Source organism: Microbacterium sp. NRRL B-14842, assembly GCF_050470785.1.
In genome coordinates this window covers 1-15,977 of the sequence record NZ_JBFLUM010000051.1, presented here as the reverse complement: position 1 = coordinate 15,977, position 15,977 = coordinate 1, and the positions used below count along the sequence as shown (strand labels likewise).

Annotated in this window: 19 protein-coding genes and 3 pseudogenes; 16 read left to right on the top strand and 6 right to left on the bottom strand. The window is 67.8% G+C overall.

Going from position 1 to position 15,977, the window contains the following annotated elements; all coding sequences use genetic code 11:
- A pseudogene (locus AB1285_RS22780) lies at positions 1–505 on the bottom strand (transposase); the annotation flags it as partial.
- A 279-nt stretch (positions 506–784) separates the two neighbouring features.
- Between AB1285_RS22780 and AB1285_RS22775 the strand changes: the two are divergent.
- The 4 genes and pseudogenes from AB1285_RS22775 (at position 785) to AB1285_RS22760 (ending at position 4,183) form a co-directional block, all read left to right on the top strand.
- Positions 785–2,182 (top strand): annotated as a pseudogene (locus tag AB1285_RS22775) (IS3 family transposase).
- 260 nt (positions 2,183–2,442) lie between these two features.
- Positions 2,443–3,078 (top strand): annotated as a pseudogene (locus AB1285_RS22770) (hypothetical protein); the annotation flags it as partial.
- A complete protein-coding gene (locus AB1285_RS22765) occupies positions 3,075–3,740 on the top strand; it encodes an N-carbamoylsarcosine amidohydrolase (protein ID WP_005050795.1) in 666 nt (221 codons plus the stop codon). The pseudogene AB1285_RS22770 and the gene AB1285_RS22765, both read left to right, overlap by 4 nt.
- 41 nt (positions 3,741–3,781) lie before the next feature.
- Positions 3,782–4,183, top strand: a complete 402-nt coding sequence (locus tag AB1285_RS22760; RefSeq protein ID WP_429977884.1) for an SDR family NAD(P)-dependent oxidoreductase — start codon at positions 3,782–3,784, stop codon at positions 4,181–4,183.
- An 85-nt stretch (positions 4,184–4,268) separates the two neighbouring features.
- Here the strand turns inward: AB1285_RS22760 and AB1285_RS22755 are convergent, their stop codons facing one another.
- Positions 4,269–4,712 (bottom strand): SDR family NAD(P)-dependent oxidoreductase, encoded by a 444-nt coding sequence (locus tag AB1285_RS22755; RefSeq protein ID WP_082157159.1) that lies wholly within the window; start codon positions 4,710–4,712, stop codon positions 4,269–4,271.
- Here AB1285_RS22755 and AB1285_RS22750 point away from each other — a divergent pair.
- Positions 4,640–4,858: an Lsr2 family DNA-binding protein gene (locus AB1285_RS22750; protein ID WP_082157160.1), complete on the top strand. Its 219-nt coding sequence runs from the start codon at positions 4,640–4,642 to the stop codon at positions 4,856–4,858. The genes AB1285_RS22755 and AB1285_RS22750 overlap by 73 nt on opposite strands.
- 5 nt (positions 4,859–4,863) lie before the next feature.
- Here AB1285_RS22750 and AB1285_RS22745 read toward each other — a convergent pair whose 3' ends face one another.
- Together AB1285_RS22745 and AB1285_RS22740 are read right to left on the bottom strand one after the other, a co-directional pair.
- The gene (locus tag AB1285_RS22745; RefSeq protein ID WP_005050776.1) at positions 4,864–5,922 is read right to left on the bottom strand and encodes a nucleotidyl transferase AbiEii/AbiGii toxin family protein; all 1,059 of its coding nucleotides are present in this window, start codon (positions 5,920–5,922) and stop codon (positions 4,864–4,866) included.
- Positions 5,915–6,574, bottom strand: a complete 660-nt coding sequence (locus tag AB1285_RS22740) for a type IV toxin-antitoxin system AbiEi family antitoxin domain-containing protein (protein WP_005050774.1) — start codon at positions 6,572–6,574, stop codon at positions 5,915–5,917. Before AB1285_RS22740 ends, AB1285_RS22745 begins: the two co-directional genes overlap by 8 nt.
- A gap of 152 nt (positions 6,575–6,726) precedes the next feature.
- Between AB1285_RS22740 and AB1285_RS22735 the strand changes: the two genes are divergently transcribed.
- From AB1285_RS22735 to AB1285_RS22695, 9 genes are all read left to right on the top strand, one after another.
- Complete coding sequence (locus AB1285_RS22735) at positions 6,727–7,611, top strand: hypothetical protein (protein ID WP_005050771.1); 885 nt, start codon at positions 6,727–6,729, stop codon at positions 7,609–7,611.
- The gene (locus tag AB1285_RS22730) at positions 7,611–7,862 is read left to right on the top strand and encodes a hypothetical protein (protein ID WP_005050769.1); all 252 of its coding nucleotides are present in this window, start codon (positions 7,611–7,613) and stop codon (positions 7,860–7,862) included. Before AB1285_RS22735 ends, AB1285_RS22730 begins: the two co-directional genes overlap by 1 nt.
- A complete protein-coding gene (locus AB1285_RS22725) occupies positions 7,855–8,157 on the top strand; it encodes a hypothetical protein (RefSeq protein WP_005050767.1) in 303 nt (100 codons plus the stop codon). Before AB1285_RS22730 ends, AB1285_RS22725 begins: the two co-directional genes overlap by 8 nt.
- Positions 8,157–8,633, top strand: coding sequence for a hypothetical protein (locus tag AB1285_RS22720; protein WP_005050765.1), 477 nt, complete (start codon positions 8,157–8,159; stop codon positions 8,631–8,633). Before AB1285_RS22725 ends, AB1285_RS22720 begins: the two co-directional genes overlap by 1 nt.
- Positions 8,630–10,252 (top strand): HNH endonuclease family protein, encoded by a 1,623-nt coding sequence (locus AB1285_RS22715; RefSeq protein ID WP_429977883.1) that lies wholly within the window; start codon positions 8,630–8,632, stop codon positions 10,250–10,252. The genes AB1285_RS22720 and AB1285_RS22715 overlap by 4 nt, the downstream gene beginning before the upstream one ends.
- Before the next feature lie 100 nt (positions 10,253–10,352).
- Positions 10,353–11,981 (top strand): hypothetical protein, encoded by a 1,629-nt coding sequence (locus AB1285_RS22710; protein WP_005050756.1) that lies wholly within the window; start codon positions 10,353–10,355, stop codon positions 11,979–11,981.
- A complete protein-coding gene (locus tag AB1285_RS22705; protein WP_047801722.1) occupies positions 11,981–12,805 on the top strand; it encodes a hypothetical protein in 825 nt (274 codons plus the stop codon). The genes AB1285_RS22710 and AB1285_RS22705 overlap by 1 nt, the downstream gene beginning before the upstream one ends.
- Complete coding sequence (locus tag AB1285_RS22700; RefSeq protein WP_005050751.1) at positions 12,802–13,203, top strand: hypothetical protein; 402 nt, start codon at positions 12,802–12,804, stop codon at positions 13,201–13,203. Before AB1285_RS22705 ends, AB1285_RS22700 begins: the two co-directional genes overlap by 4 nt.
- Before the next feature lie 35 nt (positions 13,204–13,238).
- Positions 13,239–13,664, top strand: a complete 426-nt coding sequence (locus AB1285_RS22695) for a hypothetical protein (protein ID WP_005050749.1) — start codon at positions 13,239–13,241, stop codon at positions 13,662–13,664.
- A gap of 268 nt (positions 13,665–13,932) precedes the next feature.
- Here the strand turns inward: AB1285_RS22695 and AB1285_RS22690 are convergent, their stop codons facing one another.
- Positions 13,933–15,018 (bottom strand): SAM-dependent methyltransferase, encoded by a 1,086-nt coding sequence (locus tag AB1285_RS22690; protein ID WP_039712022.1) that lies wholly within the window; start codon positions 15,016–15,018, stop codon positions 13,933–13,935.
- Between AB1285_RS22690 and AB1285_RS22685 the strand changes: the two genes are divergently transcribed.
- Positions 15,005–15,229, top strand: a complete 225-nt coding sequence (locus AB1285_RS22685) for a hypothetical protein (RefSeq protein WP_039712023.1) — start codon at positions 15,005–15,007, stop codon at positions 15,227–15,229. The genes AB1285_RS22690 and AB1285_RS22685 overlap by 14 nt on opposite strands.
- A gap of 159 nt (positions 15,230–15,388) precedes the next feature.
- Positions 15,389–15,796 (top strand): AMP-binding enzyme, encoded by a 408-nt coding sequence (locus AB1285_RS22680; RefSeq protein ID WP_005050745.1) that lies wholly within the window; start codon positions 15,389–15,391, stop codon positions 15,794–15,796.
- Here the strand turns inward: AB1285_RS22680 and AB1285_RS22675 are convergent.
- Positions 15,717–15,977: hypothetical protein (locus tag AB1285_RS22675; RefSeq protein ID WP_429977885.1), on the bottom strand; the 261-nt coding region annotated here is incomplete at its 5' end. The two genes, AB1285_RS22680 and AB1285_RS22675, sit on opposite strands and share 80 nt — an antisense overlap.

Below are 15,977 nucleotides of genomic sequence, written 5' to 3'. Positions count from 1 at the left end.
GTAGGTCGCGTCGAGGAACACGTAGGGGTAGGCGATGTCAGACAGCGAGCGGTCGCGGAACGATGCGACCTCGGCGTCGAGCCCTTGGCAGATGCGGGACACCTCGGACTTCGAGATGCCAGTGTCAGCGCCGAGCGCTTTGACGAGGTCATCGACCTTCCGGGTTGAGACGCCGTGGAGGTAGGCCTCCATCACGACCGCGAACAAGCTTGGTCGACCGGCGGCGCCGCTCCAGCAGCGACGGGAAGAACGACCCCTGCCGCAACTTCGGGATCCGCAACTCCAGATCCCCAGCCGTGGTCGACAGCACCCGCGGCCGGGAACCGTTGCGGGTAGTCGTGCGCTCGCTCGTGCGCTCGTAGGGGGCGGCGCCGATGAATGCGGCTGTCTCCGCGTCGATCAGCTCCTGGTAGAGCCGCTCGGTCGCGGCTCGGATGCGGTCGGTGGTGCCGGTGAGCTTCAGTTCCCCGAGCAGCTCGAGGAGGGCAGACTGGTCAAGAGCCATCGTGCGGTGTCGTCTTTCTGTGTGAGTTCTTGGTCGTTCTCACTGACCATCGCACGATGGCTCACCCCGTCGCGGTCACGACGCCGCGGGCCCGAAAGACCACCACCCCGCGGGACTCCAGGCCCGGTAGCCGGGGAACGACTGGGCCCGGCCGGTGAAACCATGCGCCCACTCGGTGAGATCGTCCAGCCGCCCCCTGTGCGTCAGGATGGGGTGAGACACCAGCACTGCTGACCTTCGCACTGCACGGGGCGAGAACGGACCAATACTGAGATGACGATGACGGTTGCTGACGTCGGCACCGATGATGGGGCTATGGCTCCTCGTGCTGACCGGCCCAAGAGGCGGACGTTCACCGCCGAGTTCAAAGCGGCGATCCTGGCCGAGTACGACGCCGCGGACCGCTCTGGGCGTGGGGAGATCCTGCGCCGGGAGGGCCTGTACACCTCCCACATCATCGAGTGGCGCAAGGCCGCGGCCGCCGGCTCGCTGTCCGGGCTGGGCAGCAAGCCGCGGGACCGGCGCGAGCGGGAGCTGCAGGCGCTACGGGCCCGGGCGGAGAAGGCCGAGGCCGAGCTGGCCAAGACCAGGGCGGCGCTGGACCTGATGGGAAAAGCACACGCGCTCTTGGAGACGCTCTCCGAGAGCGCGGACAAGCCGCCGCGGTCGCCGCGGTGATCAACCCGGCCGTCGACGGGCTGGCCGAGCACGTCGGCACCGCGGCTGCGTGCGCGCTGCTGGGTCGCTCCCGCGCCAGTCACTACCGGGCCAAGAACCCGCCACCGCCACGTCCACGGACACCGCGGCCGGCACCGGCGAACAAGCTGTCCGCCGCCGAGCGGGCCCACGTGCTGGCCGTGTTGACCAGCCAGCGGTTCGCGGACAAGTCGGTCGCCCAGGTCTGGGCCACGCTGCTGGACGAGGGCACCTACCTGTGCTCGATGTCCACGATGCACCGGATCCTGCGCGAGCACGACATGGCCGGGGAACGGCGGCCGGCAGGCGAGCCACCCGCCCCGGACCCGGCCCGAGCTCGTCGCGACGGCGCCGGGGCAGGTGTGGAGTTGGGACATCACAAAGCTCAAGGGGCCGGAGCGGGGCGTGTACTACGACCTGTACGTCGTGCTCGACATCTTCTCCAGGTTCGTCGTGGGCTGGACCATCGCGGCCCGCGAGGACGCCGAGATCGCCAAGAACCTGCTCGAGCACGCCATGGGCATCCATGGCGTGCCGGAGGCGATCCACGCCGACCGCGGGACCTCGATGACCTCCAAACCGGTCGCTCAGCTGCTCGTCGACCTCGGGGTGGCCAGGTCGCACTCCCGCCCGCACGTGTCGAACGACAACCCTTACAGCGAGGCGGCGTTCAAGACGCTGAAGTACGCCCCGGTCTTCCCCGAGCGCTTCGGGTCCCTGGCCGACGCCGGCGCGTTCGCCGAGCAGTTCTTCGCCTACTACAACCACGAGCACCGCCACTGCGGGATCGGGCTGCACACCCCCGCCAGCGTCCACTTCGGCACCGCCGGGCAGGTCCGCGCCCAGCGCCAGGCCACCCTGGACGCGGCCTACGCCGCCCGTCCCGAGCGCTTCGGCCACCGCCGACCCCAGGCGCCCAAGCTGCCCGAGGCCGCCTGGATCAACCAGCCCTCACAGGAGGCCCTCATACAGACCGCCTGACGGAATCTGTCTCACCCGCCTTGACACTTTCCGCTTCGATTACAGCCCGATCACGGAGCGACCGACGATTTCGTGGCCGAATGGGGCCCGAGTGGCGTTCTATGTCGGGCTGAACATCGAGCACTATCAGATCGACAAGCCCTCCACGAGCATCTTCGGCGGTACCGCGATGCTGCAGCCGGATCCACTCAATTACGGCTGGCGCGATTACGGTCCGCGGGTAGGCCTGTGGCGGATGATCGAGAAGCCTCGACCGACATGGAGTGCCCGCAAGTGTGCTTCTCAACTCCGACGTTTGTCGGCACTACCCCCAGATTCTCGAGGCAGGCCGGCAACGCGGCTGGGCGTGGCTCGCGCATGGCCGCGACAATTCCACCTTCCAAGCTGGAATGGGTGCTGACACGGAGCGCGCCTACCTTCAAGACGTGACGGATACAATCGCCTCCGCCACCGGAGTACGGCCGCGGGGCTGGCTTGGCCCGGCGCTCACAGAGACGTTCGAGACGCCGCGGATCCTTCGGGAGCTGGGGTATGACTACGTCCTGGACTGGACGAACGACGATCAGCCGTATCCGCTGAACGTCGACGGGATGTTCAGCGTTCCCTACACGATAGAACTCAACGATGTGACGATGTTCGTGAGTAAGAGCTATACCGGCCCGCAGTTCCTGGAAGCGGTGATCGACCAGTTCGATCAGCTCTATTCAGACTCCGAGCACTCGGGTCGCGTCATGTCGCTGCCGTTGCACCCGTTCATCGTCGGCCAGCCGTTCCGCCACCGCTACCTTGATCGGGCCCTCGAGCACATCACGTCTCACGATGGTGTCTGGGTGACGACGAGCGATGCCATCGCGGCGCACTATCAGTCGACGGGGAACAGGAGAGCCGATTCGTGACGAATACGGAGCTGATCGATGAGTACGCACGGCTGCGCGACGAGTTCAAGGCCAAGGGATTGGGCGGCCGGATCGGCTACGGCGAGAAGCCGGCGCTGCTGATCGTCGACTTGATCACCGGATTCACGGACAGCCGTTCGCCCCTGTCAGGCGAACTGGAGTCACAGCTGGCCGCCACCAATGCCTTACTCGTCCCCGCCCGTGAACTCGAGATCCCCATCTTCTTCTCGACGGTCGCGTACGACACCGAATTGCAGGAGGCGGGGCTCTGGATCAAGAAGATCCCGTCCAACCACCTGTTGGTGGAGGGCAGCGAATGGGTGGAGGTCGACAGCAGGCTGGGCCAGCTGCCCCACGAGATGACCCTGGTGAAGAAGTACGCATCCTGCTTCTTCGGAACTGATCTCGCCGCACGCTTGATCTCACGGGGTGTCGACACCATCATCATCGTCGGCTGCACCACCAGTGGGTGCGTGCGCGCCTCGGCGGTTGACGCCTGCTCCTACGGCTTCCACACCATCGTCGTCGAAGAGGCAGTCGGCGACCGGGCAGCCCTTCCGCACCTGGCCAGCCTCTTTGACATCGACGCGAAGTACGGCGATGTCGTCAGCCTCGACGACGCACGTGCTTACCTGCGGGGGCTTGCGCAACAGAACGATTGACTGCAGTAACGCCGTGGGGCCAACTTCCTCTGTGCGGAATATTGAACCGGCGTGCAGGCCGAGATCCCGCAGATGCTGGCGCAGGCGGCGGATCCATCATCAACACCGCCTCGTCCCTCGGGCAGGTCGCCATCGCCCACCAGTCCGCCTACGTCACGTCGAAGCACGGCGTCATCGGCCTCACCCGAGCCGCCGCGGTGGAGTACTCCGACAAAGGCATCCGCGTGAACGCAGTGCTGCCCGGGGTGATCCAGACGCCAATGATAGACGCGCTGGAGGAGACCTACCCCGGCTTCAAGGACGCGCTGCTGACGAAGCACCCGATCGGCCGACTCGGCACGCCGCACGACATCGCCGAGATGGTCGCGTGGCTCGGTTCCGACGCGGCCGCCTTCGCGACCGGCGCGCAGTTCGCCGTCGACGGCGGGTACCTCGCGATTTAGACGAGGTGGCCACGACGGACGGGAGGCACGGTGTCAGCTGACACCGTGCCTCACGTCCGTCACCGGTCGCGCCGCGACCCGCGTGTCAGCCGTTCTTCGCGGCCAGTCGGTCCGTCTCGCTGTCGTTCCGCCACCCGGCGGTCGCGCCGCCGTCGACGCTGTAGTTCTGTCCGGTCACCCAAGAGGACTCGTCGGAGGCCAGGTAGAGCGGCATGTACGCGATGTCCTCGCCCGTGCCGGGGCGTTGAATGAGCGCGTTGCCGACCTGCCAGGCCTTGCCCTCCGCATCCACCGCCTTGTCCGTCGCCGGGGTGCTGACGAAGCCAGGCGAGATCGAGTTCGCGCGGACGCCGTAGCGGGCGCCCTCCGCAGCGAGCGACTTCGTCATCGCGATGACGCCGCCCTTCGCGGTGGTGTGCGCGACCTGGCGAGCGGCTCGATCCCGCGACCTTCGCGATCGACGGAAAGCAACTCGAGATCGATCTCGAGTTCGAGGCCTGGGCCAAGAGCGCGCGCCGCATCGGCGCAGCCACCCGGCGTCCGGCGAGGACGTCGCGGGGCGGACGGGCCGATCTCAACACGGTGCGTGAATGGGCCAGTCAGAACGGACACCAGGTCAGCGATCGCGGCAGGGTTCCCGCGTCCATCCTCGAGGCGTACGACGCGGCGCACTGACGCGGTCACTCCTGGGCTGAGCCGCGCGCTGCGCGCCAGTGCTCCGTGACGGGATAACCGGAGCGCACGTGCGCGCGCACGTGGACCTCCCCCGAAGGGGATCCGCTGCCGCCCGGCTCCGGCGGCGGAGGGTTCTGTGTCCAGCCTGAGCCAGGGACCCAGACCGTCCCCGGTTGCACGGGCGCGTCGGCGAGCGCGGGATCGATCAGCTGACGCGCGAGAGCCACGGCCTCACCCAGATCGGTGATCCCGCCGGCTGAGGGCGTGCCGGCCGCGAGCACCCGGTAGGGACCGTCCCAACCGTCCGGGACCGTGAACGTAGTGAACGAGTCGAGCTTTGACAGTGCACGCTTCGCGTCGATGGCCATCTGCAGCTCGCGCAGGTCGACGCGCTGCGTGCGTGCAATGGTGACGATGTCCACCAGGTCTTTCGCGCGGCTGCTGGGGCGGCCGTTGTAGGTGCTCATCGTCGCAGTGACCTTCTCCGCGACCTGATCGGAGATCGGGAACAGCCGGTAGGGGTGCGACGGGACCGGCCGCCCCAGCTGCAGCCGCGTCGACGGCTCGATCGTCTCGACGCGGCCGACCGGGGGAGGGCCGACGACCACGTCGATGGGGATGTCGGAGATCCTCCGGCCGGTGTTCGCGTCCAGACATGTGAACACCAGGCGCCGGGTCGCGACACCCGGCTGGTTCTCTCCTCGCCCGGTCGCACGGGCACGGGTGAGCTGGAACCGCACATGGTCGCCGAGATCACGCGCGGCTGCCTGCTCGAGCGCCTGCTGCGCGGCATCCAGATCGGCGGCGCCGGTCGAGGCCAGATCCAGGTCTTTCGTCGACCGTGACTTCGGCACCCGGGCGAGCATCGCCGTGCCGCCCTTGAGCAGCCACTCGGACTCTTCCCCCTCCGCAAAGACCCGGCTGAGGAAACGATCGTGCTGTGCCTGCACGATCTGCGCATTCACATCCAGCGCGCTCGCGCCGTCACCGGCTGCCTTCGTCGCGGCCGCCTTGATCGCCTGCGCAAGCCCCGTCCAGTCTTTGTAGCCGTCGGGCTCAGGCATCGGCCGGCACCACCGCGTCGACGCCCGCAAGAGCGAGCAGATCAGCCGCGAGCGCGGCACCCGAGGGGTACTTGTTGGGCTTGGCCAGCGGCTCCAGATACTCGGTCAGGCGGGCGGGGGAGAGCAGCTTTCCCGCGTCCGCGGCGTCGGCGAGCGCATCGGCGACGAGGGAGCGGTCGACCCACTGCTCGATCAGGTCGGCGATCGTGCGCTCGACGCTCATGGTCGGCATCCCGTCGACGGAGACCACCTCGGTGGGCGCGAGCTCGCGGGTGCGGAGCCGCACCCCGTCCAGGCGGGTACCGCGGCGGGTGGGAACGACGAACTCGAGTGGCCCGGGGAACCAGTCGCCGATGCCATGCAGCTGCGCGGCCGTCTGGCCTGCGGCGACGACGGGCGGGACGCCGGTGTCTGTGCGGGGACGGTCGGCGCCGCCGAGGGCGAGCCAGGTCGCGAGGATCGCCTCCTGCTCGTGCTCTGGCGCGCCGGCGAGGCGGTAGACGCCGCGCGCGACGCGGATGAGCGCGCCGCTGTTGGCGAGGCGCGTCAGGGTCGGGCGCGCCACGCCAGCCTCGAGCGCCTGGGCGGTGGTCACCAGGCCCCAACGCTGTGACGCGAGCTCGCCCAGACGAGCGAAAGTTGATCCTGCCATGCGCACAGTGTAGCGAGAAACCGCAACAAACGTTGTAGCTCGTTCAGATTGTCGACTTCGAGCCTCTGGGGCCACCCCTTAGCAGTGAGGGGGTTCCAAACCCTCGGGAACGGGTTATATTCGGGAATATAACCATCTGTGAGGAGGAGAAGATGCGGACCCACACCTGCCCGCCGGACCACAAGCACGGGCTGACCTCCACCTGCTACGTCGTCCACCTCTGCGGGTGCCGCGCCTGCATGGACGGCAACGCGCGCCGCCGCCGCGACCGCTACCGTCTCCTGGCCTACGGGCGATACCAGGACGCGCACCAACCCATCGAGCCGATCCGGCAGCACCTGCAGGCACTGGTCGACACCGGGATGATCCCCGAACGGATCGCCATCAGCGCCGGCGTCGGCGGCGCCACGGTCCGTCGCCTGCTCAACAGCGAGACGGCACGGTTCGTCACCGGCGCCACCGCCCGCAAACTCCTCGCAGTCACCCCCGACAGCAGCACTCTCGCCGCGCAGGGCCGAGTCAACGGCCGCGGCACCCGCCGGCGCCTCCAGGCTCTGGCCGCGATCGGATGGAACCACCACGAGATCGCACGCCGACTCGGCTACCCGCGCTGGAAGGTCAACAAGGCACTCGAAGGCGCCTACGTGGACATCCGTGTCCACGACGACATCGCCGCGCTCTACGACGAGCTCTGGGACCAGCAGCCCCCCACCCACACCCGAGCGCAGCGGGTCGGCCGCTCCTACGCACTCACGGTCGCACGCCGGCACGGCTGGCTGCCGCCGCTGGCCTGGGACGACATCGACACCGACCCGGCACCGCCCACAGCCGGGCAGGAACCCCTGCTCGACGAGATCGCGATCGAGCTCGCTCTCGCCGGCCAGAACGTCCGCCTCACCCGAGACGAGCGCCTCGAAGCCACCCGACGCGGGACCGAACGCGGACTCAGCCTCACCCAGCTCAGCGACCTGCTCGGCGTCGACGTCCGCACCATCGACCGCGACCGTGACGACCTCGGACTCCGGCAGGCCGCCTGATGAGCAAGACGCTCGACATCCTCGAAGCCGCCCTGCACGGCACCACCGCCGGCTACCTGGCCGGATGCCGCAGCAAGGGAGGATGCCCGAACCACGGCAACCGCCAGCTGCTCACCTGCACCGAAGCGGCCCGCGCCCGCCGCCACTACTTCTCGCTCGCCTCGCTCGAGGAGACCGAGCCGATCACCCGGCAGATGCTCCGCGACGCCAAGAACAGCCCCTTCGCACCGAAAGAAGCCGCAGATGTCTGACCAGCCGAACACCTTCACCATCGACTCCACCAAAGAGGGAGAGTGGCTGCGGGTCGTCCGCGCGCTCGGCGGCCATCGCTGGGCCCTGTCGCTGCGCTTCAACCCCCTCCCGCTGACTCAGCGAGGCGCCCGGCACACCCGGCCAACGCGGCAGCCCACACCCCACGCGGCAGCAGGCCACGGGCCGAACGCGAGACTGCACCTGCCCAGCTGCGCGATCTCCCCCCAGCTCGGCAACGGCCGCGGCGCCCACCTCAAGCAGATCCCCCACCTGGGCCGAACCGAGGAGCACTGATGACCGACATCGCCGTGCGCCTCCAGGAAGCCATGACCATCCAGACCGGCACACCCGTCACCGTCCGATGGAGCTTCCGCGAGTTCGCGCTCAACTGCACCCGCCGCGACGGCCGCCCCCTCACCCAACGGATGCACAGGCTCTTCCAGACGCTGCTCAACCGTGAAGCGCTCCGCGAGCTCACTCCAGGAGAAGACCCAACGATGGGATCCCGCGCAACCCTCATCGAGATCATCGACGACCTCGCCGTCAGCGCCGACCACCAAGGCGCCCGCGCGGCCGCGCTCGCCGAGGTCCTCCTCAGTGCCGGCATGTTCCACCTCGGCGACCAGCTCCGCCGCCAGAGCCACGCACTCTCAGAGCTCGACGCCGACGACGAAACCCTCGAGGTCATCGACGAGGCACGCACCCAGATCGCCCGAACCATACTGCTGCTCGACCAAGCCGACACCGCACAGGCAAAGGAGCGCAGATGAACCGACGCACCCGCCGCGCCAGCACAGCCCTCGCCGCGGTCGCAGCTCTCGCGCTCGGCTTCGGCGCCCACCAGCTGGGCATCACCTCCTGGATCGACACATGGACGCGCCCGCAGGCACCCGCCCCGGACCCGACCTACGACTACACCGCGCTCGCCGCAGTCGCGCAGGAGCTGCCGCTGATCGATCCCACCGAGGAGATTCCCGAGTATCGCCGCGCCACGTTCGGCGAGCGCTGGATCGACATCGAGGGAAACGGCTGCGATCAGCGAGACGATCTCCTCGCCGTCCAGCTGCAGGACGTCGTCCGTGACGGTTGCACGGTGCTCTCCGGCGTGCTCGACCCCGATCCGTACACGGGCACACGCATTGAGTTCGAGCACGACCGGATCGCCGCCCCTGGAGCCCCGGGAAGCTCCGGCGTCCAGATCGACCACATCGTCAGCCTTTCGGCGGCGCACGCCGGGGGCGCGTGGGCGTGGACCGAGCAGCAGCGCATTCAGTTCGCCAACTCGTTCGACAACATCGTCGCCGTCGATGGCAACACGAATGCGGCCAAGAACGACCACGGGCCAGCCCTGTGGCTGCCATCGAACGCCGACTACGTGTGCACCTACGTCGCCCGCTACACGGAGATCGTCGACACCTGGCACCATCGCGGTCGACGAAGCCGACCGCGGTGCGCTCGTGGACACGCTCTCAACCTGCGCTGCCCAGCAAGCCAGCGACGAGAGCGGGAGCATGTCGTGAAGCCGCTACGAACCCGCGTGGGATCTCGCCGCGCGCGCCTGACGCTTGGCCGCGCGAGCGCGGTCTACGACCTCGTTCGCATCCGTCGTGTCGACACCGAGGGTGCGCCTGATCACCTCGAGCTCGGCGTCGGTCCAGCGGGTGCGCCCTCGCATCCGCTCACCGAACGTGACGACGTTCAAGCCGAGCAGGTCGATCAGAGCCGCCTGCGTGGGAACCTCGGGCGCCCCCGCCCCGTCCGCGATCGCCGCCCGCAACCGCTCCGCGAAAGCCGCATCGCGCGCCAGTCCCGGCATCAGTCGCGGCCGGCGGCCGCGCTGCGAGGGCGCCCTGCGCGCGCGCTCCTGCGCGAATGCGTCGATCGCGGCCTCGTCGTAGAGCGGGGAGTTGCCTTCTATGGCAACCGGCTCGGGGAGCAGAGGACCCTCCTGGCCGGCTCTGCGCAGCTTGTTGCTGATGGAGCGCATCTTGTAGACCGCGACGACGGACACGCCGAGCTTCTCGGCGACGTCCGCCGTGGTGAGGTGCCGTCCGGTCATCAGCGCTCCTCTCAGCTGGATGAATATAACCACTTTCGCGGTTACGGCGCGCCGCGGCAACCAGACCCAACTTGGTTGGGGATGCTGGGGCGCATGGCTAACAAGGACGCGGACGCCATCCGTGAGGAGCTCCGTCGCATCGGCCAGCAGCTCGCGCAAGCGGACGAGCTGCGCGAACGCCGCGGCAAAGTCGTCGACGAGGCGCGCGCGGCCGAGCTGACCCAGCGAGAGATCGCCCTCCTGCTGGGGATGACCGAGGAAGGGCTGCGGAAGGCGCAGAAGTCCTACCACGGACGCGGGCGCTCTTACGGCGGCCGCCTCGCGTCCTAGCGACCCCGCCAGACCTTCATGGAGCGCCCGTCGACTGCGAAATCTGATTGCAATTTTCAAGCACTCTTGACTAATATAACCTGACGAATGAGGGGGTGAGATGGACGAGCTGAACTACCGACCCAAGCCGTGGACGCCGAAGGACGTGCCCACGATCTGGGTCGACCAGACCACCGGGCAAGGCGTCACCGACGCCGGCACGCCCGTTCGCCCCGTCATCGGCGAGCGCCGCAAGAACCCCAACCTGACGGACCTGCTCGACACGGCTGCCTCGTACGGCGCTAACCGCATCATGCTGACCGGGAAGCGCCCCGAGCCTGCGCCTGGCGTGCGGCACTGGCTGTACGTCCAGACCCCGAACTGGAAGCCCGGAGCCCACTGGGTCAACAACGGCCCGCCCACCGGTCGGTTCGAGCACGCGGTCACCGGCTTCAAGATCGAAGTCCGCACCGCGGAGGAGTGGTTCGGCGACGGGCCGCTGACCCCTGCCCAGGCTCGTCTGGCCTGGAACGTCACCGCGTCGATCATTCGCCACGCCGACGAGAACGCGCGCCTGTTCAACAGCCCTGCCGCCACCGGAACGAACCTGTGGGCGCTGTCGCTGCCGAAGAACATCAACCCCGTGCCGGTCGAAGACGACATCGCCCAGGAGATCCACTTCACCTCGGGCCTGCACCACTACGACCACCTGGTCGCGGGGGAGTCGTTCGCCAAGCACGAGGACTGCGTCCCGCTGATCGACCCGGCCAAGACGAAGAAGATCAGCGAGTTCGCCTACGTCGACGGCCGGTTCATGTTCGCCGGCGTCGGGCGCGAGCTCGGTATCGGCCCCGCGATCCGGCTGAACCAGGCCGCCGCGTACGAGCTGCTCGAGCAAGACCCCTACGCGCGCGCCCGCTTCCACGTGCGGTTCCGCGTCCCTCAGGGCTGGAACCACGTTGGCCTGCTCGGTGTGAAGCACCTGGACGTTCGCGAAGGCTGGTTCTATCCGAACCGGCCCGGAGCGGTGCACGACACCTGGGCCGACGGCAGCGAGATCCACGTCGCCCTCAAGCACGGGTGGGAGATCCGCCCTCACGAGGCCGTGGTGTTCCGCAAGGCCAAGCCTCTAGACACCTTCACCGAGCGCATGACGCGCGCCCGCGAGCGAGTCCAGCTGCAGGACGAGATGCACCCGGACCTGCGCCGCGCTGTGCTCGCCGCGCTGCGGAACATCATGCTGCACTCGATCGGTGCATTCGCCGCCGCGGGCCGCGACGAGACCCGCGTCGCCGCGTCGCCCGATGACGTCCCGCCCGAGTACAGGGCCAAGATGCTGCGACAGGGCAACCTCTGGATCTATCGCATCCCGTCGCGCCCGAACGACCGCACCCGAAGCTTCTACCACCCGGAGCTCGCCGCCCAGGTCTGGGGTCGCGCACGCGCTCGCGTCCTCCACGGCCCCAGCTCCCTCGGCGGCTACACCTCCGGTGCTCTCACGGTCGACCCCTCGACGCTCATCGGCATCCAGGGTGATGCGATCTACACGACCAAGCTGCCGGCGTGGTCCCTGCCGGACCGGTTCATCGGCGGCGGCGACGACGGCAAGACCGGGCGCCTGCGCCTGCAGGGCTACCTCAACGGATCCTTCATCACGCCGGAGACGCTGCGGCAGCGTGACGCGCTGAAAGCACGTGCCGAGCGGGCCGGCATCGCCAAGGCGCTCGAGCAGGCAGAGGAGAAGGGCTGATGGCTGACCAGCAGCGCACCGCCCAAGACCTCATCCGCGATCTGCGGCGCAAGGGCATCAGCACGGCCGAGATCGCCGAGGAGCTGCACCGCTCGCCTCGAATGGTCCGCAAGATCCTCAACGGCGAAACCAGCGGCGCCCTCTACCGCCAGGCGCTCCAGGAGCTCGCTGACACCGGACGCCTCACCCACGTCCCGCCGCGGCGCCGGCGCAAGGACGGCTCGATCGCCCCCGTGCGAGGCAAGGCCGGCGCCAAGCCCGTCATCCCCGAAGACCTCAGCGGCACCTACGTTGAGGGTCGCCAGGGTGGTCGGCTGCGCGTCGACGTGGCATACGCCACCGGGGGCGACCGGTACATCGAGATGCGCATCCCCAAGGGCCGCACCGCGAAGGGCCGCGAGCAGGCGAACGCCGAACTGATCAAGCAGGTCCGCAACGCCGCCAAGGGCCAGTCCCACGACAAGCAGAAGCAGATCACCGCCCACCTGACCTTCTCCAACGGCCGCGTGATGGAGGTCAACTCGTACAACGCCTCGACGATGCTCAAGCGCATCCACGAGAACGGCGGCGACGCCCTCGGCTGGTTCCGCGAAGAGTCGAAGAACCGATACGTGAACCTCGACACCAGCCGCGACACCATCACCGGCGTCACCCTCAACGTCGTCAGCACGGCCAAGACGACCGAGTACCAGAGGCAGGCCGAGCGCGGCCGCACTCGCCGCCCCCGCTCGCTGTCGCCGGCGGAGCTCATCAGCATGGAAGAGAAGCGGCGCATCGAGGAGCGCCGCGCTCGCCGCCGTGGAAACCGAGGAGGTGGTCAGTGACCATGGCCGCCCCGAAGAAGCCCACAGCTGCAGCGAAGCCCCGCGCACGCAAGGCCGCGCCCCCCGCTGAGGAAGTCACCAGCGACGTCGACCAGGCAGCGACGTCCGAAGCACCCGCACGCGCACCTCGCGCAAGCCAGAAGCCGGCAGCGGCGAGCGCGACGCCTCCTGAGTCGGCCGAGGCGGAGACGCCACCGCCGGCGAAGAAGAAGCGGGGGCCCTACAACGTCGTCTACGTCCAGAAGAAGCCCGTCTCGATCCGTCTCCCCGACGACGCGCTTGAACTGATGGACTGGGCCAAGCAGGATGCAGCCAGCCGCGGCGACCGCCTCACCAAGGACGAGATCGTCACCGTTGCGCTTCGCGCCTACTGGGGCCGCAAACGGCGCCGCGGGTAATGACCGTCTCCTGAGCTGCTGGCAGGGAAGTCGAGATGAGTGAAACTAACGGGCCGGCCGAGTTGCCGGTCTACTCGATCGCCGAGGCATTCGTGAAGCGATCCGGAATGTATATCGGGCAGCCCGTCACGTTCGAGCGAGTGCACACGTTCCTGCTCGGTTTCGAAACGGCGATGTTGTACGTTCGCGACGAGCTCGCGCGCGATCGCAATGCGTTTCAGCCCGTGGGCGTGCTCGGTCAGTTCCGGGAGCAGCTGCGATCCGAGGGGCGGCTCAGGTGGGACTCCTGGTCCCTGACGATCGTGGCGGAAGCGATCGGCTGGACTGGCGACGAGCCTCCGGCGATCGACGATCTGACCGAAGAGCAGCACCTCGAGGCAGTCCGGGACCTTCTCCCGTTGCTCGAGAAGGTCTTTGCCCTCCCCGCGGAGCTTGTCACCTCGCTCCGTGACTCCGCCTGAGAAGGGTAGGCACCCCACCGCTGTCGGTGTGTCGTCCCGCCCATCGAGTTCGAGAACGCGTTCTATGCTGTGCGGCGATGATCAACCTGACCGCCACCGTCCCGCTTGGACCGCTGACAGAACTTGTCGGACGATCCCTCTCGGCGACTGGGAGATGGGTCAACTCATCCGGTAGCGCCTACCTGTCATATCCATCACTCAGAGGATCCTGACCCGGACGAACGATCGCAGTCGCTCGAGGGCAAAGGACCCGTGCGGATGTCGCGCGTCACACCTCGACCTCGAACGGCAACTTTCGCAGTGTCGTCGCGGAAATCCCGGTGCTCTTGTACATCCGGGCGTGGGCGTACTGGATCTCCGGCAGCAGATCGATGCGGCCGATCGCCTCCAGCATGATCTCGTCGGCCTGACCGGTGAGATGACGCAGTTCGGGGATCGCGTACCCGCCCACGTACTTCCCGGAGTTGAGATCCCAGGAGCGCACGGCCGGCAGCGCCTCCTCGATCCTCTCGCCGAGCTCCACCAGAGCATCGAACGTGTCCTGCCCGTAAGCGTGCGGGGAGAATGGGATCTGCGACATCGTGCCCTTGGTGACGTTGAAGCAGTCGCCCGTGAACGTCCACCACAGGAACGCCAGCCGCGACGCCGCGATCGCGCTGGCCGCGAGCTGGTCCTTCCGGTTCTGAACGAACAGCTTCCCCTCGTTGAGGGGCACCGTGGCGTGCGTGGTCTTGTCGTAGGTGACCGGCGGCACCGTGTACGTGCTCAGGAAGTACGTGGCGGTCTTCTTGAAACCGACGGAGTAGTCGCTCACACGGACAAGCGGCGTCGAGGAGATCGTGCCCTTCGCAAGCAGCGTGTCGATCAGCTCGAACATCGCGTCGCTGCTGGCGCGCATCCAGTTCGGGGTCCGCGAGCCGGCGGGCCGAAGCGAATACCGCAGTGTCGCCATCAGATGCGGACGGAACGCCTCGATCCAGCTGTGGGTGAGCGTCGTGTGCAGCTCGGAGACGCTGCCATACCCGGCGGCGGTGATGATCGTGCTGCGCACCTTCACCTGGAACAGGGCAGCCGGGCGTTCCTGGAAGGTGCTCACCCAGATCGCATCGAACCGCCGCTCGTAGAACTTCCGCAGTGACTCGTCGCGATCGGCGAACTGGCTGCGGATGGGAACGATCAGGCTGAGCCGGCCATCCGGGCGCGTGATCTGCGCCGAGCGCTCGCAGCAGGAGGCGTAGATGTCGTCGACGTTGTCTGTCTCGAAGCCGGTGATGCGGTAGCTGAGCTCGCGCCGGTTGACGTAGGGTGGGTTGCCGATGACGACGTCGAAGCCGCCCTGATTGGGGTGTGACACGTCGCCCCGCACCGGCAAGAAGCGCGGCCCGTACAATGTCCAGCGCATCGAAAAACACCCCGCGACCTTCCGACTACCTCCGGACGTCTTCGAGTACATCAACCAGGCACGCGACGAAGCCGCGGCCCGTGGTGATCGCCTCACCAAAGACGAAGCGATCACCATGGCAGTCCGCGCGTTCTGGGGCGGCAAGCGCCAGCGCCGCCGCTGATCACCACACCGACATAACCGACGAAAAGAACTCTGGAGGCATCTGATGAGCCGTCGATCTATGCTCGAGCAGGAAACCGATCCGCTACACCCCGCGCGGATGCTACCGCGCACCTGAGACGAACGCGCGGTCCTTCACCGAGGATGGCTACATCTCGACATGATCAACCGAGGCAGCGAGAAGATTTCGTGCGAAGAGGTGGAGGACCTCGTCTACCGCTATGACAGCTTCGATCTAGCGGCCGCCGTCGCGATGCTCGACCCCGTGTTCAGCGAGCGGGTATGCGTCTACGTGAGTCTCAAGGAGGGCGGCCCGCTCGGGCTCGAACGGATCCGCGCCGCCATGGAGTCCGCCGGGGTGGCTAAGCATAAGCACCCCGAGCGGCTGATCGCCGTCGACGACATGCCCCTCACCAAGGTAGGCAAGATTGACAAGAGGGAGCGGAGAGGGCTTTGCCCGCCGCGACAGCGCCTAATGGGGCAGACGCTCAGCGCCCGCGCCGCCACGCGAGCCAGTGGCGGATGCTCTCCTCGAGCGCGTGCAATAGAGGCAACATCACCCAGATGACGCACGCGACGGTCAGTGGCGTCGTACATAGGATCTGGAGGTACGGCGGCAGGCCGGTCAGGAGCGGAGCGATGAAGTAGGCGTTGAACATGGCAGGCGGTACCAGCGCGATCCACACTAAATCGCCGTCCACCACCGCGGGCGCGCGGGACCGGCCGTCGGGATTGCACCGGTGAGGGCG